Raw genomic sequence first — 26,704 nt, forward strand, 5'->3', positions numbered from 1 at the left:
TATAAAAATCAATATAAATGACGTATACATTTCTTTTTTTGCCCCAGGGCTAAGCCTTGCCTCGGCTCGCCGCCGCCGAAGGGCTCTTTCTTTTTGATGTCAAAAAGAAACAAAAAACACCGGCTGAAAATTTTTCTTTCGAAGCCAGTAATAGGGCTTGGTCGGTGGAGTCCGAAAAATTTGTTAGGCCGGACTTAAGTAGAACGGAGACCCAGTGCGAAGGCCTTGTTGGATGGAAATGCATATTTTATAAGTGACTAATCATTAGAAATTAACGTCAATGGTAGCGGAGTCGAAGACTTTTGCGGGTTTCAAGCGAAAAAAAGATCTTTGGCTGTGCTTCCATTGAGAAAATCCAAATGTGGCCGCCACTGTCGCCTGTGAGGAGAAACACAAAGCCCTTAGTGAGGCTAACCTTAACGCAAGCACCTTAGGATTCCCAATCAGATTGGGAATGACGATTCCCTGAGAGATATTACCTGTTAAAATTTATCTGTCAATCATATTGCTTTTATACAATAAATTATCCTTCAGGATGACAGCTCCTCTGTTATCCCCCTGCCTTTTTTACCTTATAGCCGTCTTTTTGCAAAATGCCCATCACCTTATCACGCACATCACCCTGGATCATGATTTCGCCGTCTTTAACTGAGCCGCCTACACCACATTTCGTCTTTAACATTTTCCCCAACACCTCTAAATCTTCCGAACGGCCCCGAAAACCAGTAATTAAGGTTACCGCTTTACCGCCACGATTCTTTTTATCCAGCATCACCCTTAAATCCTGCTGATTATTCGGGGCAGTAACGGTATCGTCAACCTTTTCCTGATATTCGAAATCCGGATTGGTAGAATACATAATTCCGCCAAGGTCACTTAAACTATTTTTTTTTGATTTCATGGTTATAATGTATTATGGAAGATGGAATACGGGTGAACTGGTTAATTGCTGAAATCGGTTAACTGTATGGCTTAATTGTTGTATGTTGCTGAAAACTAATTCTGTTGTTGGTTAATGGTTAATAGTCTATGGTAACAGCTGGTCAATCGGGTAATCCACTCCAAACCCTCAACTCCAAACTTAGCTATGGAACAATTACTTTCAAAGAGCGTGGATTCACCACCGCTTCAATCTCAACACCCATTTGCAAAGGTTCGCCATCTACGTGCACCGCACCGGCCATTTCTCTTATAATTTTAATGTTTTTTCCTTTAATAATCTCAATCATATCTGATGTTTCGGCTTTCCCATTTAACATAACATAACCCAATAATGGTAATTTTATTATGGGGAAAGGTTTAATAATGCAAACATCCAAAAACCCATCTTTTACCGAGGCATTGGGCGCGATGTACACATCATTTCCATACTGCGATGAATTGGCAATGCTGATGGCGAAAGCTTTTCGGGTATAAGTTGTTCCATCTATATCAAGCTGATAGGTTTGTGGTTTATAATTAAAAACCTCCTTAAAACCCAATTTTACATAGCCCGACAGCCCACGTTTTTTATCTTTCGAGAAAATAGCACTCAGGTGAGCATCAAAGCCCATTCCCGCCAGGTTGAAAAAACATTTTTTGTTAAACTCAGCCGTATCAATCTCATCAATCTTGAAATTATTGATAATGGAAAGCGCATACTTTAAGTTTTTGGAAATATTTAAAAAACGGGCAAGGCCATTGCCAGATCCTAAGGGCAAAATCCCCAGAATTTTATCATGCTTTAATACTTTTGTAGCTACTTCGTTTATGGTACCATCACCGCCGGCTGCAACAATTACGTCGAAATTTTTTGTAGCGGCTTCGTCTGCCAGTTCGCCGGCATGCCCCACATATTCACTAAAAACAAAATTGGGACTAAACTTTTCCTTATCCAGGTATTTGTCTATAAAATCGGGAATACGCCGTTTCCCCCGCCCACCAGAGATAGGGTTGATGATAAAGAGAATATTGATCTTTGTGTGCAAAGTGTAAGATTGAGTGCACAAAATAATCTATAATTTTTGAAATAAAGAAAATATGCTAATTTTGCGACAGTAAAAAGTGGATTGATTTGCTATCCCGATACCTCGGGACCGGATTGCAACCACTTAAAAAAATTGCTAATGCCTCCTTTCAATCAATTCAACACCTGCTTCCAAGGGGTTTGGCAATCATCAATTTGTTTATTTATCATTAATTATTTAATAAATGTCATATTTATTTACATCAGAATCTGTTTCTGAAGGTCACCCAGATAAAATCGCCGATCAAATTTCGGATGCATTAATTGACAACTTTTTGGCTTTCGATCCAGAATCAAAAGTAGCTTGCGAAACTTTGGTTACTACGGGTCAGGTTATTTTGGCGGGTGAGGTAAAATCTAAAACATATTTAGATGTACAGCAGATTGCACGTGATGTAATCAAGAAAATTGGTTATACCAAAAGCGAATACATGTTTGAGGCTAACTCTTGCGGTATTTTATCTGCTATACATGAGCAATCGCAAGATATTAACCAGGGTGTAGATAGAAGCAGCAAAGAAGAACAGGGCGCGGGCGATCAGGGTATGATGTTTGGTTATGCAACAAACGAAACTGAAGATTATATGCCTTTGGCACTAAACCTTTCTCATAAATTATTACAGGAACTAGCTGTTTTACGTCGCGAAAATAATGAAATCACTTATTTACGCCCGGATGCCAAAAGCCAGGTGACGTTAGAGTACAACGATAACAATAAACCTGTTCGCATTGATGCCATTGTGATTTCTACACAACATGATGACTTTGACGAAGAAGCAACCATGCTGGCTAAAATCAAAACTGACCTGGTTAACATTTTAATTCCGCGCATCATCAAAAACAATCCGCAATATGCACACTTGTTTAATGATCAAATCGAATACCATATTAACCCAACCGGCAAATTTGTAATCGGTGGCCCGCATGGAGATACGGGTTTAACCGGTAGAAAAATCATCGTGGATACTTACGGTGGTAAAGGCGCCCACGGAGGCGGAGCTTTCTCTGGTAAAGATCCAAGTAAAGTAGATAGAAGTGCTGCTTATGCTACCCGCCATATCGCTAAAAATTTGGTGGCTGCCGGTATCGCTGATGAAATTTTGGTTCAGGTATCTTACGCCATCGGTGTGGCTAAACCAATGGGTATTTATATCAACACTTACGGAACAGGTAAAGTTGGTAAAACAGATGGCGAGATCGCTAAAATCGTGGAGTCGATTTTCGATATGCGTCCTTATTTTATTGAGCAACGTTTAAAATTAAGAAACCCGATTTACAGTGAAACTGCAGCTTATGGACACATGGGCCGTACCCCAGAAACGGTTACCAAAACTTTCAGAACGCCAAACGGTGAAGAAAAAACGGTTTCAGTTGATTTGTTTACCTGGGAGAAATTAGATTACGTAGATCAGGTTAAGGCTGCTTTTGCCATTTAACTTTTTAAATAAATGATATAAATAGGCGTTTTGCAACATGGCAGAACGCCTATTTTATTTTGCCAACTTACAGCTAAATTTTCCCAGCTGTAAATTTAGTGGTTTACAAACCGCAGTAAGACTGTTTTTTGAAAAGCAGGGGTCGTCATGCTTTGGTTCCGAAAGCCCCGCCATCCGCTTTATCCCGACTTTACATCCGGATCGCTCCTGTCAGGTTTATTTAAGTGAGGCAGGTGGTTCTTAGGAAGAAAATCTTCCCTCAAAAGCAGATACTTGAAGCACTGTTGTTTTCCGGCAATAGGAGCTAAAACATCACCTATCTAAACGGGATTGACGCGAAAATCCTTTTTTGCTACCCTCAATGAACATTTACCGCAGTTAAAGTGAAGTCAAAAAAGATTGAAGCAAAAAGCAGGACAGGCATTAAAAAAAGCTACTGCATTTGCTTTCCAAAAAACTACAAATAATATTTATCTTTTCTCTCTACTATGCCGATCTTGTGTCGGATGGCAACATCCGACACCACAAACAATAAAAACATTAAAGTCGATTATTCTTCATAAACAATAACTCTTTATCATCGAAATGCTCATCATCTATGCTGTAAGATTTAATATCTGCAATTTTCATTTCATCAACCACATCTACAAAGTTTTGAAACCTGGCTGTCTTACCTGGTTTGATGATTACAATCATATGCTTTGATGGATTATGCTGATGGGTAGCTGCAACCAATAGCTTATTCGCCAAAATTTCTTTTTGGAGATCTGCCACAGGCATCATTTTCATATTGGCCTTTTCGATAGTACCGATATAAGAAACAACCTTATTATCTTTACCCAGTACGATAGTCATGGTACGCGATTCGGGGAATGGAGCAAGATCAATATCATGCTCATTAACTGGCTTTGCAATATCTGCAGCATTTAACCGGCTCAGCGTTGTAGTGAGCATAAAAAATGTAGTTAACAGAAACATAAGATCTACCATTGCGGTAAGATCTACTCTTGGCGTTGGTTTTTTGGTTTTTCCTTTTGCAGCCTTGCCGCTTTGAGATTCGTTTAGCGTTGCCATAATGATTCAGGTTTTTTAATGATGATGACAAACCCCTCCAAATTGCATAAAAAAAGCGGCTAAAATTTAACCGCTTGGGAAAAGCATTCTTGGCTCTGATAACTATCCGGATGACCATCTTAATATCATTACTTCACCGCTTCAATTACGCCACAACCTACGCGCGGTCCGGAGTTGCCCGTAGGTTGCGTGGTATAATCATCTGTACCTCCGTGTACAATGATTCCCCTGCCAATAATATTTTTAACATCTCCATCTTTAATACTCCATCGATCAGTGGTAACTGAAAGTGTGGCATGGCCTTTAGCATCTAACATGATATTGCCAATATCGCCACTATGGTAAGCTGCCGATCCCCATTTGCCGTGGGCCTCTTTTGTTGGGTTCCAGTGGCCGTGAGTATTTTCGCCCATATTGCCGCAATCGCCATGCTCATGAAAATGTACCGCCACATTACTATCTGCCCGTGCCGCGAAATTCATTTCAATATCCATTTTAATTTTTCCATCACTCAATTCATAAAACTTTGCTGTTCCGATGGTTTTGGTATTGTCAGCCGTTTCGGTTAACGTAGCCTGAGCAATTTCTTTATCGTTTTTGGCACAGCCACTTACAACTGCAATGCTTGCAATTGCTAAGCTTAAAAAATAATTTTTCATATGATTAAATTTTAGTTTAAAAAAGAACAGATGGGCAATCATTGAGTTTGCTTTAAAAGAATGATGGCAAAACCATTTTGCGCGCCACTTGTTTAATTACTATAAAATAGTACAACTATGGAACAGCCAAATGAAATGAACACTTTAAGTCAAATTTTGGAAAAATTGAGGCTGAAAGGAAAAGATAACGAATTAAAAATGTCTGATCATGGTAAGATGCAAAGTAAATCGCTGGGAAAAATTTATAAGCCCGAAGATTTAACGATTGTTAAAACTTACCGGTTTGAAGGAGATTCAGACCCTGCAGATAACTCCGTATTGTATCTGATAGAAGACAGAGAAAAAAATATTGGTTATGTATTAGATGCTTACGGAACATACTCTGATTATGAAGGGCCGGCATTTGATGATTTTTTAAAGAAAATCCCTACTGAAAACAGGGATGAACAGGAACTTTTCTGTTGATAAGCTCAATATCGCATACAGGGAGAAACAGCGTAATCTGATTCTCCTTTTTTTATTTTAAATTTTTAGCAGTTTATAATTACCTAATTTTGCGCATCATTTACGTAACCCCTGAATGAAGAGCAAAATCAATATTCCACCTATACCTGCTATTTTACTGTCTATTATCAGTGTGCAATGTGGGGCGGCAATTGCGAAAGGCCTTTTTCCTCAAATTGGGGCTGCTGCAACCGCATCTTTACGCATTGGTTTATCAGCGTTGATTTTACTGGTTATCTTTAGACCAAACCTATATAAATTAAATGCCAGACAGTGGAAATATGTGATCCTGTATGGTATTTGTTTAGGCGTAATGAATATGGTTTTTTATCTGGCCATCGCGAGAATTCCGATTGGTTTAGGGGTAACTTTAGAATTTGTTGGCCCACTGGGTGTTGCCATTTTTGGTTCGAAAAAACCTATCGATTTTCTTTGGGTAGTGCTTGCTGCTACCGGTATCATCTTAATTACCCCCTGGACGGGAACCGGGCTCAATTTAACTGGTGTACTGCTGGCGCTGTTGGCTGGTGTTTTTTGGGCAGGTTATATCATTTTGGGCGGCAGAATTTCCAGGATCATGAAAGGAGGCGATGCCGTTGCCATTGGGATGTTATTTGCAACAATAGTCATTTTGCCTTTCGGTATTTATGGTGGCGGTCTGGGCATGCTGAATCCTAAATTAATAGGGTTGGGAGCGGCACTTACATTACTATCAAGCGCCATACCCTTCACCCTAGAAATGAAAGCATTTAAGCAGCTTCCGCCTCGCACCTTTAGTATTTTGATGAGCCTGGAGCCTGCTATGGCTTCATTGGCAGCACTCGTTTTTTTACAGGAATACCTGAGTTTAAAAGAGTGCTTCGCTGTGGCTTTTGTTGTAATTGCCTCCGCAGGGTCTGCATTAACCACCAGGTACACCAAACAATAATCAGGCTAGCTTTTCTGTTCTATAGATCACAATCTCTTTGGTTAACCGATTGGCTTGAGCCGCAAAATCTAATAGGTAAGGCTGCTTATTATGCAGGTCCAAACCCGCCTGATCTTTCCATTCCTCCTGAAAAATAAAAGTGTCGTTATCTACCTCCTCATGCAGATCGTATTGAATACAGGCTTGCTCTCTACGCGAATTTACTACCATATCCAGCAGCATGGTCCTTAATTCTGCCACAGTTTCTCTTTTGCCTTTAACTATTGCTGTTAAATAAATGCTCATATACTATACCTTAGTGTTCAAAAAAATTTGCGTTAAATGTTCACGGTAGGATTGAAGTGCGATCCTAATATCTGCATTCTTTTCTACATCATGAAAATGGATGCCATTTATTTGCTCCATTCCTGTAAAGGCATTCATTCTATGGAAACCGAACAAAACACCATCATCCACACTGGTTTCCTTAAAAAATTCTCCGGGTAAGGTAAATGCTTCTTTTGGTGCATTCCATGATGATGTAACCATATATTTCCGCCCGTGCAGCATACCACCGGTACCATAATTCCGTGTTGGATTGTCAGCCTTGCGCCCATCGCTAATGTAAATCCCTTTTTGATGACCTTCGGTAAACACCACGTCAATGTATTTTTTAAATCCATGTGGCAACTGAAACCACCAGATTGGGGTATGGTAAATTACAACGTCTGCCCAAACATACTTCTCTACTTCATCTTTAGGATTATAATTATTATTGATATTGGTTGTTTTTACCTCAAATTTGTCCAGTGAAGAGAAGAAATCGAAAGTGGCATTAGCTATTGTTTCGTTGAACCTGCCACCTGAGTGACCAAACTTTTGCCCGCCGTTGATGATGAATATTTTTGTCATTTTGTTTTTCCCTATTTAATGACACAAAATTATCACTCCTTCATATATTATTAAAATAAGTTAATTTATAGATTTGTATCAGAATTATAATACTTCGGATATGGTTAATTTAGAATGGTACAGAAGTTTTAAGGCAATTTATAAAACCGGAACCTTAACCGGTGCAGCAGAAAGCCTATTCATTTCGCAGCCTGGTGTAAGTTTGCATTTAAGCTCTTTAGAAAGTTACGTGGGCTATAAACTGTTTGAGCGTACGGGCAGGAAAATGATTCCTACCGAAAAGGGTAAAGTATTGTACAATTTTATTACAGAACCGCTGACCAGACTGGAGGATGCAGAAAAACATTTTCAGAAAAGTACAGAGAAACATACTCCAACCATTAGCGTAGGCATGTGTTTTGAAACTTTTCAGATTACGCTTGAGCAATATATTTCTACCCTGCCATTTAATGTTATTATCCGTTTTGGTGAATATCCGGAGATGTTAGATCAACTGGATAAAGGCATTTTAGACCTCATTATTACCCCACAAAAAGGCAATTCTCCCAATGTAGAACATGAAGCCTTTTCTTCCGAAACCATTGTTTTAGTAGGCGGAATAGAAACCGATGCGAAAACTTTTGATGCACTGGTTAAAAAGAAAGACCTGCCGGGAACGGAGGCTTGGTTAAAACAACAAAAATGGTACGGTACCGCGGGCGATATGGAACACCTGTTACGGTTTTGGCAGCTTAACTTTGGTAAGCATGCCGATTTCCGGCCAAACTACATCGTACCTAACCTTAATTCGATTGTCCGATGCCTATCCGGCGGACAAGGTTTGGCTATTATACCCGATTTTCTTTGCAAAAAAGAAGTTGAAGAGCAGAAAATTAAGATAATTTGGGAGGGCACTTCAAAGCTCACCAACACTTTGTATTTTGGCTGCAGAAAAAACACGCAATATGCGTCAGAAATTCACCTAATCAAAAACCTTTTTAAAGAGGTTATGGTTAGTATATAGTTTGTATTAAAGAAATGTTACTTAGGTCCTTTATTTTGAAACTTAAGTAAAATATTTATTTTAGATTACGCCGTAAAAATACAGAATGAGCCAATCCAGTCCTTTTTTAAGTAATGATCAATTAGTAGAAGTTTTTAATTACACTCATACCGCAACTGCAATTCATATAGGCGAAACAGCCATCATACAGACTGCCAATGATGCAATGCTCAGAATTTGGGGCAAAGACAGGAGTGTAATTGGGAAGTCGCTTGAAGACGCCCTGCCAGAATTAAAGGGGCAGCCTTTTATTGAGATGTTCAGAAAGGTTTGGCTTGAAGGCCTCTTGATATCGGGAAAGGATACAGCTGCCGACCTGATTGTTGATGGGGAGTTAAAGACCTTTTATTTTGATTTTGAATATCGTGCTATCAAAAATGACGAGGGCAAAACCATCTGTATTTTACATACCGCGGTTGATGTAAGCGAGCGGGTATTAAGGCGTGAAGCCGTAGAACGGGAGCAGGAGAAAGAAGAAGCATTGCAACGGGAACAGGTGCTGAACGAAGAACTTGCGGCTACAGTGGAAGAACTCGCGGCAACCAATGAAGAACTGGTAGCTACAAACGAAGAGTTACAGGAAACTCAGGAGACTTTACATGTTTTAAATAACGAACTCGAATTAAGAGTTCTGGAACGGTTTAACCAACTGTCGGAAAGCGAAAAACGCTTTAAAACCATGGCAGAGGGAACCGATATTTTCATCACTGTTGGTGATGAATTCGGTAATGCGATCTATTTTAATAAACCCTGGACAAATTTAACTGGGAGGTCGATGGAGGCGTTGCTCGCCTTTGGCTGGGCTGACCTGATCCATCCCGAAGATCGTGATCGATATCTGGATATTTACCTTTCAGCCCTTCGCGATAAAAAGCCATTTACCGGAGAATTTAGAATCCTGACCCAAAAAGGCGATTACCGATGGCTGCTTTCGAGTGCTCCGCCACGATTTCACGCCGATGGTTCTTTTGCAGGCTACATCAGTTCCTGTATTGATATTACCGAACGAAAGTTAATTGAATTGGAGCGCTTAAATTTGAATAAGCTCATCGAAGCAAGTTCAGAATTTATCGCCTTAGTTGGCTTAGACATGTCTATCCAATATTTAAATCCTGCCGGATTAAGAAAGTTGGGCTGGGAGAATATTAGGAACCGAAATATACTGGAGGTTATTTTCCCTGCAGACCGACCTGTTGCCGAAAAACTCTTACCCGGAGTTTTACAGGGCACCAATTTCAAACAGGAAATCCGTTTCTGGCATGAAAAAACGGGAAATCCATTCTGGATTGAATGGAATGGTTTTGCCATAAAAGATCAGGAAACGGAGGAGATTACGGCAATCGCTACGGTAAGTCCGGATATTACGGAGCGAAAACTCCATCAGGAAGAACTTCAGGATATGAATATTGAGATGGCAGCAGCAAATGAGGAATTGGCTGCAACCAACGAAGAACTTGCTCAAACCCATGAAGACCTGCTCCAGTACACCAAAAAATTGGCAGATAGTGAAGAAAGGTTACTCCAGGCCATTGATACCGGAAAAATGGGTACCTGGAGCATCGATCCTAAAACACTTGAGATTACCATGTCGGGATTCGTTAAAAATCTACTCGGCTTACCACTTAATGAGCCTGCAAAAATGGAGGATATCATGAATGCGGTCCATTCCGACTATCATGATACTCTGAAAAAATCCTTTTTAAACGCTTTAAACAGTCATTCTTCAAGCGACAATGAATATCCGGTAACCAATTTAATTACGGGCGAAGACAAGTGGGTCAGGACAACTGGAAAAGTATTTGTAGATCAGCATGGCCATATCACAGAGTATTCTGGTCTCTTTATCGACATTACGGAGCAAAAACTAGACGAACTTCGTAAGAATGATTTCATCGGAATGGTTAGTCACGAATTAAAAACACCACTAACAGCCATAAACGGCTTTGTACAGGTTTTGCAGCGTAAGGCTAAAAAAGATGAAGATAATTATGCCATGGTGGCTTTGGAAAAAACCAACAGCCAGATCAGAAAAATGACAACCATGATCAACGGCTTCCTGAATGTATCGCGTTTGGAATCCAGCAAACTCCTGATCGAAAAAACAAACTTCCATTTAGATGACCTGTTGAAAGAAACCATCGAGGAAGCTTATATTTCACAATCTTCCCATCAGATTATCTTGCATCCTACCTGTGGGGTCGACATTCATGCAGATAGGGATAAAATCGGTAATGTGATTTCTAACCTGATCAGTAACGGAATAAAATATTCTGACAATGGAACGTCTATTGAAATAAGTTGTAAATTAAGTGATGCTGAGGTGGAAGTTCAGATTAAAGATGAAGGCATCGGTATAAAACCTGAAGATATTGACAGGCTTTTTGAACGTTACTACCGGGTACAGGGCAACCACACTATTTCAGGCTTCGGCATCGGGCTTTACCTGAGTGCAGAAATTGTGGAAAGGCATGGCGGCAGAATTTGGGCTGAAAGTGAAGAAGGAAAGGGCTCTGTTTTTCATTTTACTTTGCCTTTGAGTTAAATTTACTGCTTTTTTAACTGCAAAGATCACAAACATATTCACGGATTGAATTAAGTTTCTCTAAAAAATGGTTGTTTCAAACTTTTCACAATTAAATTTAATTTGTCATTTTAAGTGAAAGGAAGAATCTTTCTATAATCATAAAAGATTCTTCACTGCGTTCAGAATGACAATATAAGGTATCTTTCGTCAAGAACTACGCTAACCCCAAATCATTAAACAGTTCTTCATCGACTAAATTTGGCAGCGTAATCTTTAAATCAGTTGTACGTGCCATTTCGCGTTCGATGGCAAAACGGGCTTCTTTATTACGGGCCCAGCTCCTTCTGGCGATCCCGTTGTTCACGTCATAAAAAAGCATGTTATGCAATTTCTCAGCAGCCTGCGCAGTTCCATCCAGTACCAATCCAAAACCACCATTTATCACTTCGCCCCAGCCTACACCACCACCGTTATGGATCGAAACCCAGGTTGCTCCTCTAAAACTATCGCCGATCACATTATGAATAGCCATATCTGACGTAAACCTGCTTCCGTCGTAGATATTGCTGGTTTCTCTAAAAGGCGAATCTGTTCCGCTTACATCGTGATGGTCCCTCCCCAGGATAACCGGTGCGGATAATTCGCCAGTTTTAATGGCTTCATTAAATCTAAAGGCGATTTTTGCCCTTCCCTCAGCATCAGCGTATAAAATCCGGGCTTTTGACCCCACTACTAATCGGTTTTCTTTGGCCGCTATAATCCAATTAATGTTGTCTTGTAACTGTTGATGTATTTCTGAAGGTGCTGTAAGCTTTATTTCTTCCATCACTTCTTTCGCCATGCGGTCGGTTAAATCAAGATCCTTTTCATTTCCTGACCCGCAAACCCATCTAAATGGACCAAATCCATAATCGAAACATAACGGCCCTAAAATATCTTGCACATAGGATGGATACCTAAAATCTGTACCATTTGGTGCCACTATATCAGCTCCTGCCCTGCTACATTCCAACAGAAAAGCATTTCCATAGTCAAAAAAATAAGCTCCCTTCGCTGTATGATTGTTAATGCTTTTTGCCTGCCTTTTTAACGATTCTTGTACATAAACTTTAAACTGATCTGGTGCTTCGGCCATCATTTTATTGGCTTCAACAAAACTTAAGCCTACGGGATAATAGCCCCCGGCATACGGATTATGTAGCGAGGTTTGGTCGGAACCAATCGTCACGTCAATATTTTCCCGATCAAAACGCTCCCAAACATCCACTATATTACCGATATAGGCTAACGAAACCGTTTGTTTTTCGTTTCTGGCCAATAAAACCCTTTTTAACAGTTCATCCAAATCCTCAATCAACTCATCTACCCAGCCTTGTTGATGCCTTTTAATTGCAGCCTTTGGGTTTATTTCGGCACATACCGTAATGCAACCTACAATATTTCCTGCTTTGGTTTGTGCCCCACTCATGCCGCCCAAACCAGCCGTTAAAAAGATTTTACCAGCCACCTCTTTTCCGTAAAACCCTTTTTTACGGAAAGCATTCATCAAAGTAATGGCTGTACCATGCACAATACCCTGGGGACCAATATACATATAAGAACCTGCCGTCATTTGACCATATTGGGTCACGCCTAAGGCATTAAATTTTTCAAGGTCTTCGGGCGAAGAATGATTAGGGATCATCATACCATTCGTAACCACAACACGGGGCGCCGCGGCATTGGACGGAAATAATCCCTGCGGATGCCCGCTATAGATATTCAGCGTTTGCTGATCAGTCATAATAGCGAGATACTGCATGGTTAAAAGATACTGGGCCCAATTTTGAAATACGCTACCATTACCACCGTAAGTAATCAACTCTTCGGGATGCTGTGCGATGGCGGGATCCAGATTATTCTGGATCATGAGCATGATCGCGGCCGCATGTGACGTACGACAGGGATATTCAATTATCGGCCTGGCGTAAATGGCATAATCCGGCATGAAACGGTACATGTAGATATGTCCGTAATTTTCAAGTTCGGACAGAAATTCCTGTGCCAGTTCCAGATGCCAAGCTTTAGGAAAGTATCGTAAAGCATTTTTGATGCTTAGTTTCTTCTCTTCAGCATTTAAGACTGCTCTCCTTACCGGGGCGTGGTTCAACGCCGGATTTCTATTCTTTTTTGCCGGCAATATTGCAGGAATGCCAGCTAATAACTCTGCTTTAAAATCCATAATCTGAAAATTAAGTTCTTAATCCAAGGCTGATGCTGCCTTGTTGGCAATGGCTACGATTTTACCTTTCTGCACCATCTCAATGGCATTATCCATTCTATCGTACATGATCAGGTCTTCTTCAAAATGATCAATTTCAGCACGCACGAAATCATGTACCGCAGCCAATATTTTACCCGGTTTTAGTGGATGATGGTAATCAACTGCCTGTGCGGCACAAAATAGTTCTATGCCCAAAATTTTCTCTACGTTCTCGATTACCTGCAGCGCCTTACGCCCACTGATCGAACCCATGCTTACATGATCTTCCTGACCTAAGGAGGTTGGAATACTGTCGGCACTGGCCGGGAAACATAAACCTTTATTTTCACTGGCCAACGCCGCCGAAGTATACTGGACAATCATGAATCCTGAATTTAATCCGGTTTCTTTCATCAGCAATTTTGGCACACCGGGGGTGTTCCCCTCAAGCGAAAGATAAATTCTCCGGTCGCTGATATTTCCAATTTCAGCAGCTGCCAAACAAGCATAATCCAGTGGCAAAGCCAGTGGCTGACCATGAAAATTACCTCCGCTAATCGTTAAATCATCATTAAATATCACCGGGTTATCGGTTACCGAATTCAGTTCGATTTCTAAAGCTTCTTTCAAGTGCAACCAGGCAGTCCTGGAAGCGCCATGCACCTGCGGAATACACCTCAAAGAATACGGATCCTGTACCTTGGCGCAATCGGCATGTGATTTCATGATTTCAGAACCCTCCAGGAGTTTACGAACCTGTTCTGCCACAGCAATATTTGCCGGGTATGGCCGCAACTGGTGCAGTTGTGCATGAAAAGGTTTTTCTGATCCCTGCAGGCCTTCAATCATCATGGCAGCAATAATATCTGCTGATGCCAGCACATTTTCCAAACGTTGCACCACCATAACGGCATGTGCAGCGATAAACTGTGTGCCATTAATTAAAGCCAGACCTTCTTTGGGGCCTAATTGTATGGGTTCTATATGATGTTGCTTTAACAATTCCGCTGTTGCTACAATTCCGCCTCTATAATGAACCTTGCCTAAACCAATTAAAGGCAAAAATAGATGAGAAAGGGGGGCAAGATCGCCAGAAGCACCAACAGAGCCTTGCTTAGGAACCACCGGAGTGGCACCGGTTTCTAAGAACCAGATCATTCTGTCAAGCGTTTCGATTTTGATGCCCGAGTATCCCTGGGCCAGGGCTTGCAACTTTAACACCAACATCAATTTTGATATTTCGCTATCTATCGGTTCACCAACACCCACAGCATGACTTTTCAAAATGTTTTCCTGGAGTTTCCTTGTGTCTGCAGCTGAGATCATGGAAGTACAAAGCGGACCAAATCCGGTATTGATACCATAAACAGCCTTATCTGAAACCGCAATTCGCTCTACCACCCCGCTGCTTTTAAGCACCTTATCTCTTATACTTTCGTTTAATATGCCTTTTACTTCACCCTTACTGATGGCCAAAGCCAGTTTCGCGGTTAAATGATCAGTTCCATAATTGAAAATCTTTTGTTGGCTCATAGATGCAGTTTTTGAACAAAAATAAGCCCTATATTTGATACCTATAAATACCAATTACATCATCAGGCAATAACCATGAGTTATCAGATAGAGCTTAGGCACTTAAAATACTTTCAGGTTTTGGCAGAGGAGCTGAAATTCAGAAAGGCTGCGGATCGCTTATTTATTTCGCAACCCGGATTGAGCCGGCAGATTAAACAAATGGAGGAAATTTTCAATGCGCCTCTATTTGACCGGAACAAGAAAAAAGTAACACTTACCGAGGCGGGGCTTTACCTTAAGGGGGAGGTAGACTTTCTGTTTGGCCATATCGAGAACATTAAGAAACAGATCAGCAATATCAATGAGGGTAAACAGGGCGAACTTCGCATTGGCTTTTTAGGATCTGCCGCGCAAAAAATTGTGCCTGAAGTGATTTTTAAACTGCATAAAGATTTTCCGGAAATCAGTACCAATCTGGATGAAATGCCCAATAAGCTACAGATCGAATTACTGGGAAAAGATAGGCTTGATATCGGTTTTGTAAGAATGCAGCAATTTAATCCTGGCATTTCTAAACACATGATCCATCAGGATACTTTCTCGCTGGTATTGCCTAAAAGTCACCCGATGAAAAAGGCCAGTTATGAAGCGGTAAAAAAACTAGGCGATGAACCTTTTATCTTCTTTTCAAGCGATGATAGTCCATTTTATTACGACCTGATGATGAGCATTTGTGAGGATCATGGTTTTAAACCCAAAACCTATCATAAATCGGTCAATGCACTAACAATTTTCAAACTGGTAGAGGAAGGCCTGGGCATTGCCATTGTTCCGACCGGCCTGCAATATGGCTACCAGGAAAATGTAAAATTTGTAGAACTTACCCATATTCCGCAGCGGACAGAACTGTATATGATCTGGAAAGAATCTAACCGGAACCCTGCGCTAAAAAATGTGATTAAATTGTTGTTGAAAGATAAGGTTTAATATAATCAAAAATACAGTAGTCTTTTTAGGCTAAAGTTTTAGATTTTGAAACGGATTGAAATCTAAATTTTAATGCCAACGTGTTATTTTCTTTGTTTCCAGAAACCTAATAATGTAAGATACAGAAAAGAAAGGTTAAAGGCCAAACAGATTATGATTAATGCGTCGGCTTTTTTCTGTAATACAATTGAAATAAGATACAAAAAAGCTGAAATCGGGACAGTTAACATAAACGCGAACAAAGACCTGAAAAACTGAGTCTTGGCATGATCAAACGCATTTACGAAATCGTAGTAAAAGCCCATCAGATTTAATCCAATAAAAATAACGGCCATTACCAATAAACCAAAGCTTTCAACAATATACTGGTTGGCTACAGTAACTATTTCAAATACACCAGCTATTGAATCTTTTAATATTAATAAAGGTATTCCAAAAACGGCCAGTAGCATACCAATATAGACAATCCAGAAAAAAGATTTTTTTGAGGTTGTTTCATTTCCATTCTCTTTATAGCTTTTAGCAATCGTTTTTTTAAAACGCGACGGCCTGAAACTATATAAAATAATAAGAAAAAAATAAAATTCGAGTTGAAAAATGGTCAGCTGATAACCATCGTTTGTGTTCCTTATTAGGCTTTTGTTAGGTGCCTGTATAATGAAGGAATAGAATAATGAGCAAACAGCATAAAATCTAAAAAGTATGAAATAGCTGAATAAGACAACTGAAATTTTTTTGGCGATCATACTTTTTAATATAAAAAATTATTTAAATAAGTATTTTTTGGAAGTATAGGCTGAGAAACATTAGCTACTACCAAACCTTAAGGGCCTCAGAGCCTTTTGGCATGTATAAAAAAATTGGATCTCCTGCTTCAAATAACTTCGCTTCTGAGCCTTCTTTAGAGGAAGCGACTTCACCTTTTAAATGTAAAATAGGGGAATGGTTTTTTTGCCATAAAGCTACTATTTTTCCGCTTGCATAATACTGAACCGAGTAGTTCTGGATGGGAATAAAAGATCTTTTCTTTACCTGCGGATCAACAAGGGCAAGCAAATCACCAGAAGTTTCCTTTTCTGCGATCTGCTCCTTACTAGTGTATGTTGTATTGTAAACCAAGGCCGAAGAGTGCACCAGATATTTATTGTACGCCAATGAATCAAGGTTCTCACAAGCACTGCGTATTTCATTATATTTTTTTACTACTTTTTGTTCAATGTTGGGAACAGTTTTCAGGTCTTTTGCTTCGGCCAACTCATTACTGTAATCAAAAGGTACTGTGGCTGCAAACTGGATCTTGGTTTCGTAATAGGGAAGTTTTTTTTCCTCCAATCCGGAAGGAAGTTCAAATTCTGTTATTTTTTTATAATCAGACAACCTGCTGTTTTTATTGGGCGCGTGATAAAAAGTTAATTTAACATGTGCATATTTGGATATAAAATCTTCTCCATCTTTTGGATAAATTTTAACAATGGCCGTTTGTGGACCGCTCTTTGTAATCATTGCATTAAGCGGCAACATCATACTTTCGCCATTGTTCTCCACCATCCTATAATCTACGTTATCCTGCATTTCTAGCACCATTTTGCAACCTTGTTTATTCATCTGAACAGTATAAACTGGTGTCTCGCTATATGTTTTTACCTGGGATTTGATATCGCTAATAATTTGTTCCATTGTTTTTTTATCATTTTGTGCCTGACATCCAATATTCAAGAATTGAATTAAAATGGAGATGCCGAGTATAATTTTTCTGCCCATTTATTTGTTTTTAATATAGTAATAACGTCCTTTAAGCATATCTGGTTTAGGCTCTACCAATTCGTGTGCTTCATTGTCCACCCCAACTTTTGCCCTCCATATTTTTGCTTTTGCAGTTACATAAACCAATAGCCCCCCAAATCCTATGCCGGCTTCAATATACATTCCTTCGTTGCTTGCACCGGTTTTACCAGAAAAGATAAGTGAGGTTTCACCCCTTGCAGATGCTTCGAATTCGACGCCAAAACCTTCGTCCGAAGGACGTGAGTTAAAACTGATCTTTGGAACATCAGCTGCCGCTTTGATCCCTAATTCAGCTCCGATACCCACAGTAGTACCCGCCTCTAAGGGTTCTATACCATACTCTTGTCCCAATGTTATATTTGCCTTTAAATCTATCTGTCCGAACGCAAGAAGGTTAAACCAAATTTCTATTCCAGCAACATCGGCAGCGGTACGTATTGCTTTGATTACCTGCCCGGCAGCTGGGATAAATTCAGCACAGGCGATTAGATCAAGTTTACCTGTTCCTTTTATCAATGGGGTAAAACCAAGGGATATGGTCCCTGTTCTCCTTACATTATATATTTTTTCCTTGTCCGGTTCAAGTTTCCAGGTTCCGGCAATCGAAATTACCGGATAATCCATCTGGAAAGTAATGGGCAACATTTTTATCGGCAGTTTTGAAGCCAATTTCGCCGCCATTCCATTTCTGGCTTTGGTGACGCCGGTTATATCATCCAATGTTTCTTTTACCTTGATTAATGCCCTTAAAAAAGGCTCTATTTTTGCCGCATATCCGCCTGATATCTCCCTAGTAAAATCACTTGATTTTGCCTTAATAGCGAGATCGAATGATACTTCACCATTTAAAAACCTGCGATTGTTAGAAGCGGCCAAAGTTTTTATCCTGTTCTGCCTTGAAGTAACACCGGCAGGCATATTGGTGTGCGAATAAACCTCTGGCGTATCGGAAGATAGCTTTAGACTAAACTCCCATTCCATATCTGGATATACCTTTATTTTGGCAATTTGGTTCGGGTATCTGCAAGTGCTAACTGGGAGATAATAAGTTTGCGCCAATGAATCGCTTAACCAGAAATAGTTGAACATCCACATAAATTCAGAAGCTGCGTTATCCCCTAAGCTCCTTTCGAGCCAAACTTTATTGTAAATGTAATTGAGTTTTAAAACAATCTGGTTATCACCTTTGAATTCACTTTGTAGAACCTGTACTTCTGATACGTCCTCAGAAGGAGCCTTGTTTTTATCCGGAATTACATCGGTATCATTCTCTTGCGTAGGATCTTTAATAGTAGTGTAGCCTTTGTCTGTTTTTTCTGCCGCAATGGCCCTATCCAATAAGAATACATGGTCAGGGGAATCATGTTTTTGTCCGCTTGGAAGTAATAGGCCATTACACGGTACATTTTTATTATGCAAATTTTCTACCGTAATGGATACGTCTTTTCTCTTTTCTCCGGCAATGATGGAAAACGGCTGACCAGTTTTGTCCCCCCCTGTGGTTAAAATGTCTTCATCAAAGCAGGTAAAAGCACTTCTTTCTTTATCTCCATCATCTTTGATCACGATTTTTGAATAACCGCAGGGATCAAATTCCTTTTTGGTATACCTGATATCACCAATGTACTGGATCTGATTTACTTTTTTTGCTTCAATCCTGTTCAAAAAGTCGGGCATCAACTCTTCAGATACGATAAAGCGGCTTGAAATAGACGATTTATTGTCGATATCCTTTAATCCTAATACTTTAGCATCATAAGTAACCAGATCAGTCGTAGGCTCATCGGCAAAGTTCCGAAAAACTACCCGTTCTTCTTTTTCATTTGTGCCGTATATTAATCCAGGTTCGGTATGATATTTATATATTTCGAGTACTACTGTAAAGTTTTTCTTTGCTTTTTGATCCTTTTTCCAAGCGATTTCTATCGGAAAAGAAGTTTTATAATAGCTATTGCAATTGCTTGAACTTCCAGCATCCCTAGATATGGTAAAAACCTTTGGTTCTTTCCACAGATTATTTTTTTTAAAATCATCTGTACCAGTTAAACCTTTCGCCTTATCTTCTTCCAATAGGTATACTTTTCCGCGATATTTGTTTTTCTTATCTAAGTTATAGCCATGCAGCATGATCTCTAAGTTTACAAAATCGCCGTAACGTCTGACATCTTCACTTTTGTTAAAGTAGGCATAACAGATGTTCGGTTTGGTTACAGGTATCACATAAAAATAAAAGCCGGTACCCGGACTTTCGCTAAAAAGTTCTACTCTTTGTTTAAAGCCATAATAATAGCTATAACCTGAAGGATTAAATAAAAAAGTGCTGCCAACTTTATATTTAAGACCCAACCCGTATTTACTTACCGGGATTGTTCCACCGCTTAATGGTCCCCAGAGATTATCGGTGACCTCGCCAGGTTTTGCTTTTTCCAGGCTTTGAAAAAACACATCATATATGAATGCCCATCTCGCATTTTCAATGGTGTGCTTAGGATTGGTGGTTTTTCCGCCTACACATCTTTCATCAACTACAAATTCGTTTTTATTTTCGGCATTTAGGTAAATTCCCATCCCTTTATTAAGTGAATAAAGCTTGCCATTTTCCCTCCAGAAACAGCTTTGCAATCCTCTTGTATCTTCTATTTTATCTGGCATGACTATTCAGCATTTAAAAATTCATAAAAATCAGCCTTATCAAGCTCTTTCATATTCACCAATGGATTAATCTGCGATTGTTGCTCTTCATCAGCATTATCAATATTCTGCTGAGAAGGCTGCCCTTTCTGCCCAGTTTTTGCAAAAAATATACATGGTGAACCACTGATGGTGCAAACACCTTTACTATCTTCTACCAAAACTTGTCCACTGTTAATTAACACCATGTCTTTATACATGCCCTTCCATTCGGTTAATGCTGGCACACAGGGTTTAAAACCACCCGGAATTGGCTGAAGTTTACATTGGCCAAAGGTGTTTTTTTCAAAAGTCATTCCGATATCTACGTGAGACGCAATTAATTTTTGTGCACCATCTTTATCGTTCACATAATGCTTTTGCTGAGTAAGCACTTTCAATTTATCGGTAGTGGTACCAAACTGGCATTGGCAGGTGGCATCTTGTACAATGATTTCTTTCTGTGACATTTCTCTTCTCTTTTATTTAACCCAATACCCTTGCCCAAAATCCTTTTTTCTTTTCAACAGGAAAACCGCTATTTCCCTCTTCAATTAACGATTGCTGATCTGTTACCGGGACGTTGCTTTCGATTTCATAGGCAGAAAATGCTATACGTTTAATGCTTATCTCTTTGCCGTTTTCTTTATTATATAAATCCCAATCTACACGCGCGTGTTTAAGCAAAGCTCCATTCTGATCTAAATCAAAGGCCGCATTTAATTTCATTTTTAAAGGCCCTTCCTGCCTCATTTGTATTTTTTGCTCTTCACGTAGTTTACTTTCTGAGTGAAAATTCACTTTAAATGTCCCATAATTGGTATAGTCAGGCTCAACAGACTGAACACCTTCAAAAGCCATATTCCTATAGGCTATAACAGGAAAAAATAATGTACTCTGTTGAGATAAGTTACCATCGTATTTTAGATACTGGGGATGAAAAAACACGTTCCAGAACATATCTGCCCTTAATGCATATTCAAGCTCGAACCTATCTAGTATCTTTTTCTCCATCTTTTCTAAATAGAGTTCCGCATATTTGCCTTCATACTTATCGGAGATTTTTTTGGCTACCTGTTTCCAGCGGTCTAAAATCTCATTATGGTTAACAATTCCCCTGAATATTTCATTTTTCGAATTTACATCAACTTTTAAGGGATAAAGGGCGCTCATGGCCATACTGGCTAACTGTTCGCCCACAAAATCGGGTTCGTGCCGATCTATGAAAAGTTCTGTTTTATCAAAACATAACTGCCAAACTTTATTTTCATCCCTAAATTGGTTCACCTTCAGGTGGATCTGGTAATCTAATCTTTTTGTCGCTTCTTGATTGCCTTCTTCATAATATTTAATGGTAATACCATAGGTCCTTGTAGAACGTGGCCTGGGAGCAAAATCAATCGCATGATCGATATTGAGCTTAATTTTACCCTGAGCTGCAGAATTTGAAAGGCTAGTTACTTTTTCCATAACCGAGCGTATTAATAAGTAACCCTGTTACCATCGGCATTTGGGGACATAGGTTGTATGACGCCGTAAGTACTTTTTCGATCTGCAGACCAGTGCAAATACTGGTTTCTTAATATCCGAAGGTCTTCCTGCTGTTGCCTCCGTACAGGATCCTTGGGTAATTCTGCTGAAAAAACATATGGTGTTCCGTTAGCCATTACATAATCTCTAAGCGTAGCTTTGACTCTAAGTAACAGGGGATTGCCATTAATGGTATATTTTGTTTCGGTTTTACTTTTAGCGAGTGGCAAATTATGATTTTGACTATACTCTGCCATATACTGTAGGGGAATATAACTATACTCTTTGTAAATAAACCTTGTCCCTTCTAGAGCCCAGTACATATTACCTCCGGTAACTTTCAATTGTTTTTCCTTATACCAGCCCTCTTTTATAAGTTTTACTTTAAAAGCGTCTAAATTGCCTTTAAGTGTCCATGAGGTAGCCAATTCCGATACTACTTCTGTGTCTGTTTCGTAACTTCCTCCAATATCACTGTGTACCCCAGGAAAAACCCGTTCCCTACCAACATGTGTATGTGTTAAAGAAAAATTCTTACGGTGTTCATTTTCAGCTACAAAATGGACAACATTTTGTGCACGGCCAATTTGATTGAGATGTAATTCTTCAACATCGTTGAAATTAGGGGATACACTAAAATATTTTGAATACGACGATACGGTATCAAAAATACCCAAAAACCTTACTTTAATCTGGTTGGGAGATATTTTCAGTCCGGCAGCGCTAAACATTTTGCCTAAATGCCCACAAGCTGGCATTACCTCTAAACTTGTTGCTTCCCCGTCTGAGTCAAATCTTGACGTTATCCCAGTGTGTGGGTCTGTGATGGTACTTGACCGATATTCGTTTTTACCAATCTCGTAAACAAAATTTCTTGCTGCTGCAGCGCCCCTGCTGAAACCAAATACATCGAAAGTAATGCTTCTTAATTTCTTTTTTCCATTGCTTTTTATCGGGCCTTTCAGTTTATCTGTAAAAATCTTTTCACATGCCTTTCTTACTTTTCCCCTTATCCCTGTGCTTCCAGTACCGAAAGCATAGCCCATTTGACTATCTTTTTGCCCATCTTCAGTACCAATACCTTCTAAATAAATGCTTTTACTCTTATCATAAATATCCCAAAGTCTGGCTACGTTCGACCAATCATTCTGGTAACTGCTATCGCTATCTGTGCCGTTACGCTGGTAAGTAGGTGTATTGGCTCTACGCTCTTGAGAATTATTCATATTGTTTTTTGTTCCATCAAAAAACACTCCTACAAAAAGATCTAAATACTCTACTCTATCGTTTTTCGGCACATAATTGCCCAATTTAACGCTCGTCATACTAATCTACTTTACTAATATCGATTTTAGCCCTATTGAGCTGAATTTCTTCTGTATTATTTTTTAGCGATATTTTTGCTCCTCTACCGTCTGCACTTAGTGCTACAATCAGGTCTATCTCACCAGAGTTTCTCAATTTCTCAAAAGCAGCCATTGTTTCTTTTTCATCAAAAGGTTTTATTTCAAGCCCATATTTCGTTCCGTCTTCCTTCTTCCAAACCAACGTTATATACTTCGGAACAGCTCTTAAAAGGTACGGATTAGTGACCAGGTCTTCTCCAAACCGATTTTCTTCTTCACCGTTAAGGAAGTTGTAATAGCATAATATCAATTGATCTCCAACGGGTAAATAAACTTTTGGATGCCAAGGGTATTTTTTGCGGTAAAGTTCATAAATAGCTGGATCTGGCATGCCTTCAGTTTTAATACGTTCTAAAATTTCCGGCTTCATAATCATTTTATCTTCCAGTGTAAGTGTGATAAAATCTGGCTCCAGCATGTACTTAGCATTGGGATAAGCCTGTTCTTTTGAAATCGTCGTTTCATTGGCCTCAAAAGCACCCACTTCCGTCTGGAAACCTGGGCCGCTAAGCCATACAACTACCTTACCTTTTGGCGCCAAGCCAATTTTTATCAACGTGTAGTTATCTTTTTTATTGGTCAGGTTATCCTTAAATCCGTCATGGAATAACTTTGCAATGCGGGCCTTATCTAATTTCCATTTACCGGTATAAAATTTCTTTTCCATTAGCGATAGCCAGGTAAAACTTAACGAATCCGGTGCTTCCATTTGCTTTGTAGAAACACTCATAATACCCCCATCGTTGCCCCACCCTGTATTTTGCGTTCCCCAAATGGCATCAAAACTATAGGTAAAATCATTGGCTATTATGACTCCTTTATAAACTTCAACCGGGTATTCTTCCGGAGCAGAAACCGTACCTGTCCACTCAAATTTTTCTTCCATTTTTTGTCCTTTGCAACTTGTTATCGCGAATAAAATAAACGACAACAATAAATACCTGTTTTTTTTAAAACTCATGATTTGTTACCGCTTGATACAATTTTTTTGCTACTGGCTAATGATAAATTTTGCGAAGTGGCTTCAACATTCATTACCTGAGCAATCTTTTCTAGTTTTATGCCAACACGCAATTCGTATTTTTGAATCACCTCTATCGTAATATTCTTTGCCTGTTTTATGATTGCCATCGTTAAAAAAGATTAGATTTTTCTGCACTGTTAAGCTCGACAATTTTACCACTTTGCATAGTCATGTTTTCTTTTGCACTAAACATGCTAATCTCTGAAGCAATTTCGTTTGACGTATCTGCGATTCTTTTAAAATCTTTTGTTGCCAGCTCCGTCCTGTTGTTTGATGTTTCAGAAACATCGCCAACAGCACTTAAAGAATAATTATTTCCTGCAGTAGTGGCAATATCCTTACCAGCATTGGTCGATTGATTTTGTCCAACCTGTACATCCATATTCTCCTGCACATTAATCTGCATATTTTTGCAGTTCAAAGTCATGTTCTCCAATGCAGTGATGGTGATATTATTGCCTTTCGTATCGATATGGATGATATTATTATGGATATCGGTAATTTTTATTCCCTGTGTGCCTGCATCATCATCGAATTCAACCAGGTGACCGCTCCGGGTGATAATACTTTTAAGGTGGTTTTTAATTAAAGGACTGCTGTCTACGCTGGAACTATGGTAAACACTTCCCATTACTACCGGCCGCGCAATATTGCCTTCTTCAAAAGCAATCATCACCTGATCATCTATTTCCGGGATGGCGAAGTAACCCCTGTTATTGCCCCTATCGCCAATACCTGCACTTGGAGTAACTACACGCAGCCACTCGGTAACATCATTGGTTAAACATTCCCATTTAAATTTTACTTTTATCCGGCCCTGGCCCTGTGGATCATTATTATCGATTACATCTGCCAGCTGCATATCGGGCTGCGGTTTTTCGAAGTTTTTTACCAGTATACGTTCAGTAGTGGATATTCTTCCCTCGAATTTATTGTGATATTTTCCATTCTCGTCGATATGGTGTTTGATACTGGTGATCAGAAATTTGCCTAAACTTTCGGTGGTAAAAGCCATTTCCTTTCTCAGGCTCATTGTAATTTCGGCAATACTTCCGATGCTTAATCCTGCATTATCACCCCGGGCGGTAACTTTTAACAGTTCACTGGTGTTGGCCTTTTCTTCGTTCTCAACAAGGTTTTTGATATCGTTATTATTGTCGACCCTGATTAAAGCGGGCTGGTTAAAAGTTTTGCTAAAAGTTAAATTAGAGGCTTTAACGGCATGTGATAAATCAGGCGTACCGTCTACCTTACCTGTACTCTCGCTTTGCAGCATTTCATTCTGCTTTGGATTATAGGAGAACCGTTTATTTTTGATTGGGGCAATCTCCATGGCATACTGCATTTCCTGCACATCCCTACCGTAAAACAACGATATTTCTTTCTGTATGTTAGGCTTACCAAAATTAAGCTGCTTTCCATCGTAGAAAAACCACTCATGGTATTCAGCTGAGAGACGATTTAGGAAAGCAAAATCACTTTCCCGATATTGAATAATATAATCAATAGATGAAGTTCTGGCAGCATTGGCCACCACCTTTAAATCGTTAGCGGGGGTATCTTTAGTAGCCAGTTTTACAATTTCGTTCAGATCTTTATCCAGATAAGAGCCCAGATCGGGACCACGATCAATTAAAATAGTCGGGCTGTAACCGCTTACGATTAAAACGCCATGGTAACCATGGTTTTGTGATAGTTCGACTTTAGAAACCAAACCTTTAAAATTCTGCATCTTTTCTGGCGAATGACCAAAGGATGCGGTTAAGGTTTTACCTACGAAATCGCGGCTGTCATCCAAAGTGATCAGCCCGGGTGCGCCCATTTGATCGTGGTTAAAACGCAGCTCAAAATAATGGTGTTCATTAAAAGCCTGTGTAAGACTAAAGGAAGCAAAATGGGTAATTTCCTTATCCTCTATATTGATTTCTGCAATGAGTTTCTTTTCCATATTGATTAATCTTGATCACAAAAATTACCTTAAATTAAATCCCGGTTGCCAGGTTTTAAGGCATAACCGCTCTAATGAAAATGATTCCATTTTTATGCAAGGACTGTTCGGATGATTTTTGTGTGCGGATGCCAAACCAAAAATCTTACCAGAGGGGTAAGTATTTTCTACTGCAATATATTTGCGTTGGCCAGACATCATTGAGCTTTAATGTAAAAATAGCTGACGAGGATAACCCTACAAGCTGTTGATGATAATTTAGATATAGTATTTGAGGCGCTTTGAACTAAATACGCCCCGACAAAACCGGGGCGTATCAATTTAATTGATATGCATAAAGGGACTAAGCCTTAGGCCAATCGTTTTCATGTTCGGCGTTGCCAAGTTTTAGCTTACGCGCCGATACCACAAAACTTAAAGTCATCGGTGTATTGTCATTCACGGCAATACCTTCGTTATATTGGATAATGTAACCATCTTCGAAAGACAGTTCCTTCATTTTTGCATCTTCTTCGCCTTTTTTAAAGATGATGT

General features: G+C 39.5%; 23 protein-coding genes. 6 read left to right on the forward strand and 17 right to left on the reverse strand.

Going from position 1 to position 26,704, the window contains the following annotated elements; all coding sequences use genetic code 11:
- Positions 1-550 precede the first annotated feature (550 nt).
- Both QZ738_RS02095 and QZ738_RS02100 read right to left on the reverse strand, forming a co-directional pair.
- A complete protein-coding gene (locus tag QZ738_RS02095; RefSeq protein ID WP_293783832.1) occupies positions 551-901 on the reverse strand; it encodes a translation initiation factor in 351 nt (116 codons plus the stop codon).
- Positions 902-1,085: 184 nt separating this feature from the next.
- Positions 1,086-1,967 carry a diacylglycerol kinase family protein gene (locus QZ738_RS02100; protein ID WP_293783835.1) on the reverse strand — a complete coding sequence of 294 codons (882 nt, stop codon included), beginning with the start codon at positions 1,965-1,967 and terminating at the stop codon, positions 1,086-1,088.
- A gap of 223 nt (positions 1,968-2,190) precedes the next feature.
- On the opposite strand from QZ738_RS02100, the gene metK reads away from it, so the two are divergent.
- Positions 2,191-3,441 carry a methionine adenosyltransferase gene (gene metK / locus QZ738_RS02105; protein WP_293783838.1) on the forward strand — a complete coding sequence of 417 codons (1,251 nt, stop codon included), beginning with the start codon at positions 2,191-2,193 and terminating at the stop codon, positions 3,439-3,441.
- 540 nt (positions 3,442-3,981) lie between these two features.
- Here metK and QZ738_RS02110 read toward each other — a convergent pair.
- Positions 3,982-4,515, reverse strand: coding sequence for a biopolymer transporter ExbD (locus QZ738_RS02110; protein WP_293783841.1), 534 nt, complete (start codon positions 4,513-4,515; stop codon positions 3,982-3,984).
- Between the two features lie 128 nt (positions 4,516-4,643).
- Entirely contained in the window at positions 4,644-5,174 is a 531-nt protein-coding gene (locus QZ738_RS02115) for a superoxide dismutase family protein (RefSeq protein WP_293783844.1), read from the reverse strand.
- 117 nt (positions 5,175-5,291) lie between these two features.
- Here QZ738_RS02115 and QZ738_RS02120 point away from each other — a divergent pair, with 117 nt between their 5' ends.
- Positions 5,292-5,639 carry a hypothetical protein gene (locus QZ738_RS02120; RefSeq protein WP_293783847.1) on the forward strand — a complete coding sequence of 116 codons (348 nt, stop codon included), beginning with the start codon at positions 5,292-5,294 and terminating at the stop codon, positions 5,637-5,639.
- A gap of 115 nt (positions 5,640-5,754) precedes the next feature.
- Entirely contained in the window at positions 5,755-6,606 is an 852-nt protein-coding gene (locus tag QZ738_RS02125) for a DMT family transporter (protein WP_293783850.1), read from the forward strand.
- Here the strand turns inward: QZ738_RS02125 and QZ738_RS02130 are convergent, their stop codons facing one another.
- Both QZ738_RS02130 and QZ738_RS02135 read right to left on the reverse strand, forming a co-directional pair.
- Entirely contained in the window at positions 6,607-6,891 is a 285-nt protein-coding gene (locus tag QZ738_RS02130; protein WP_293783853.1) for a putative quinol monooxygenase, read from the reverse strand.
- 3 nt (positions 6,892-6,894) lie between these two features.
- On the reverse strand, positions 6,895-7,497 hold the full coding sequence (locus tag QZ738_RS02135) for an NAD(P)H-dependent oxidoreductase (RefSeq protein ID WP_293783856.1): 603 nt from the start codon (positions 7,495-7,497) through the stop codon (positions 6,895-6,897).
- Positions 7,498-7,597: 100 nt separating this feature from the next.
- Between QZ738_RS02135 and QZ738_RS02140 the strand changes: the two genes are divergently transcribed.
- Both QZ738_RS02140 and QZ738_RS02145 read left to right on the forward strand, forming a co-directional pair.
- Positions 7,598-8,500: a LysR family transcriptional regulator gene (locus QZ738_RS02140; protein WP_293783859.1), complete on the forward strand. Its 903-nt coding sequence runs from the start codon at positions 7,598-7,600 to the stop codon at positions 8,498-8,500.
- Between the two features lie 85 nt (positions 8,501-8,585).
- Positions 8,586-11,081 carry a PAS domain S-box protein gene (locus QZ738_RS02145; protein ID WP_293783862.1) on the forward strand — a complete coding sequence of 832 codons (2,496 nt, stop codon included), beginning with the start codon at positions 8,586-8,588 and terminating at the stop codon, positions 11,079-11,081.
- Positions 11,082-11,277: 196 nt separating this feature from the next.
- Here QZ738_RS02145 and QZ738_RS02150 read toward each other — a convergent pair whose 3' ends face one another.
- Both QZ738_RS02150 and hutH read right to left on the reverse strand, forming a co-directional pair.
- Complete coding sequence (locus QZ738_RS02150; protein ID WP_293783865.1) at positions 11,278-13,284, reverse strand: urocanate hydratase; 2,007 nt, start codon at positions 13,282-13,284, stop codon at positions 11,278-11,280.
- An 18-nt stretch (positions 13,285-13,302) separates the two neighbouring features.
- Complete coding sequence (gene hutH, locus QZ738_RS02155; RefSeq protein ID WP_293783868.1) at positions 13,303-14,838, reverse strand: histidine ammonia-lyase; 1,536 nt, start codon at positions 14,836-14,838, stop codon at positions 13,303-13,305.
- A gap of 75 nt (positions 14,839-14,913) precedes the next feature.
- On the opposite strand from hutH, the gene QZ738_RS02160 reads away from it, so the two are divergent.
- Positions 14,914-15,807, forward strand: a complete 894-nt coding sequence (locus QZ738_RS02160; RefSeq protein WP_293783871.1) for a LysR family transcriptional regulator — start codon at positions 14,914-14,916, stop codon at positions 15,805-15,807.
- 813 nt (positions 15,808-16,620) lie between these two features.
- Here QZ738_RS02160 and QZ738_RS02165 read toward each other — a convergent pair.
- The 9 genes from QZ738_RS02165 to tssD all read right to left on the reverse strand — a co-directional run.
- Positions 16,621-17,484: a hypothetical protein gene (locus QZ738_RS02165; protein ID WP_293783874.1), complete on the reverse strand. Its 864-nt coding sequence runs from the start codon at positions 17,482-17,484 to the stop codon at positions 16,621-16,623.
- Positions 17,485-17,568: 84 nt separating this feature from the next.
- Positions 17,569-20,244: a hypothetical protein gene (locus tag QZ738_RS02170; protein ID WP_293783877.1), complete on the reverse strand. Its 2,676-nt coding sequence runs from the start codon at positions 20,242-20,244 to the stop codon at positions 17,569-17,571.
- Between the two features lie 2 nt (positions 20,245-20,246).
- Entirely contained in the window at positions 20,247-20,732 is a 486-nt protein-coding gene (locus QZ738_RS02175) for a PAAR-like protein (protein ID WP_293783880.1), read from the reverse strand.
- A gap of 16 nt (positions 20,733-20,748) precedes the next feature.
- Positions 20,749-21,732: a hypothetical protein gene (locus QZ738_RS02180; protein WP_293783883.1), complete on the reverse strand. Its 984-nt coding sequence runs from the start codon at positions 21,730-21,732 to the stop codon at positions 20,749-20,751.
- An 11-nt stretch (positions 21,733-21,743) separates the two neighbouring features.
- Entirely contained in the window at positions 21,744-23,117 is a 1,374-nt protein-coding gene (locus QZ738_RS02185; protein ID WP_293783886.1) for a DUF2235 domain-containing protein, read from the reverse strand.
- A gap of 1 nt (position 23,118) precedes the next feature.
- On the reverse strand, positions 23,119-24,084 hold the full coding sequence (locus QZ738_RS02190) for a DUF2931 family protein (RefSeq protein ID WP_293783889.1): 966 nt from the start codon (positions 24,082-24,084) through the stop codon (positions 23,119-23,121).
- Positions 24,085-24,155: 71 nt separating this feature from the next.
- Positions 24,156-24,329: a hypothetical protein gene (locus QZ738_RS02195; protein ID WP_293783892.1), complete on the reverse strand. Its 174-nt coding sequence runs from the start codon at positions 24,327-24,329 to the stop codon at positions 24,156-24,158.
- A 2-nt stretch (positions 24,330-24,331) separates the two neighbouring features.
- Positions 24,332-26,170 (reverse strand): phage baseplate assembly protein V, encoded by a 1,839-nt coding sequence (locus tag QZ738_RS02200; protein WP_293783895.1) that lies wholly within the window; start codon positions 26,168-26,170, stop codon positions 24,332-24,334.
- A gap of 343 nt (positions 26,171-26,513) precedes the next feature.
- The coding region (tssD, locus tag QZ738_RS02205; protein WP_293783898.1) for a type VI secretion system tube protein TssD at positions 26,514-26,704 on the reverse strand (191 nt) is incomplete at its 5' end.

The organism is uncultured Pedobacter sp. (assembly GCF_913776295.1).
In the GTDB taxonomy this organism is placed as follows: Bacteria; Bacteroidota; Bacteroidia; order Sphingobacteriales; family Sphingobacteriaceae; genus Pedobacter.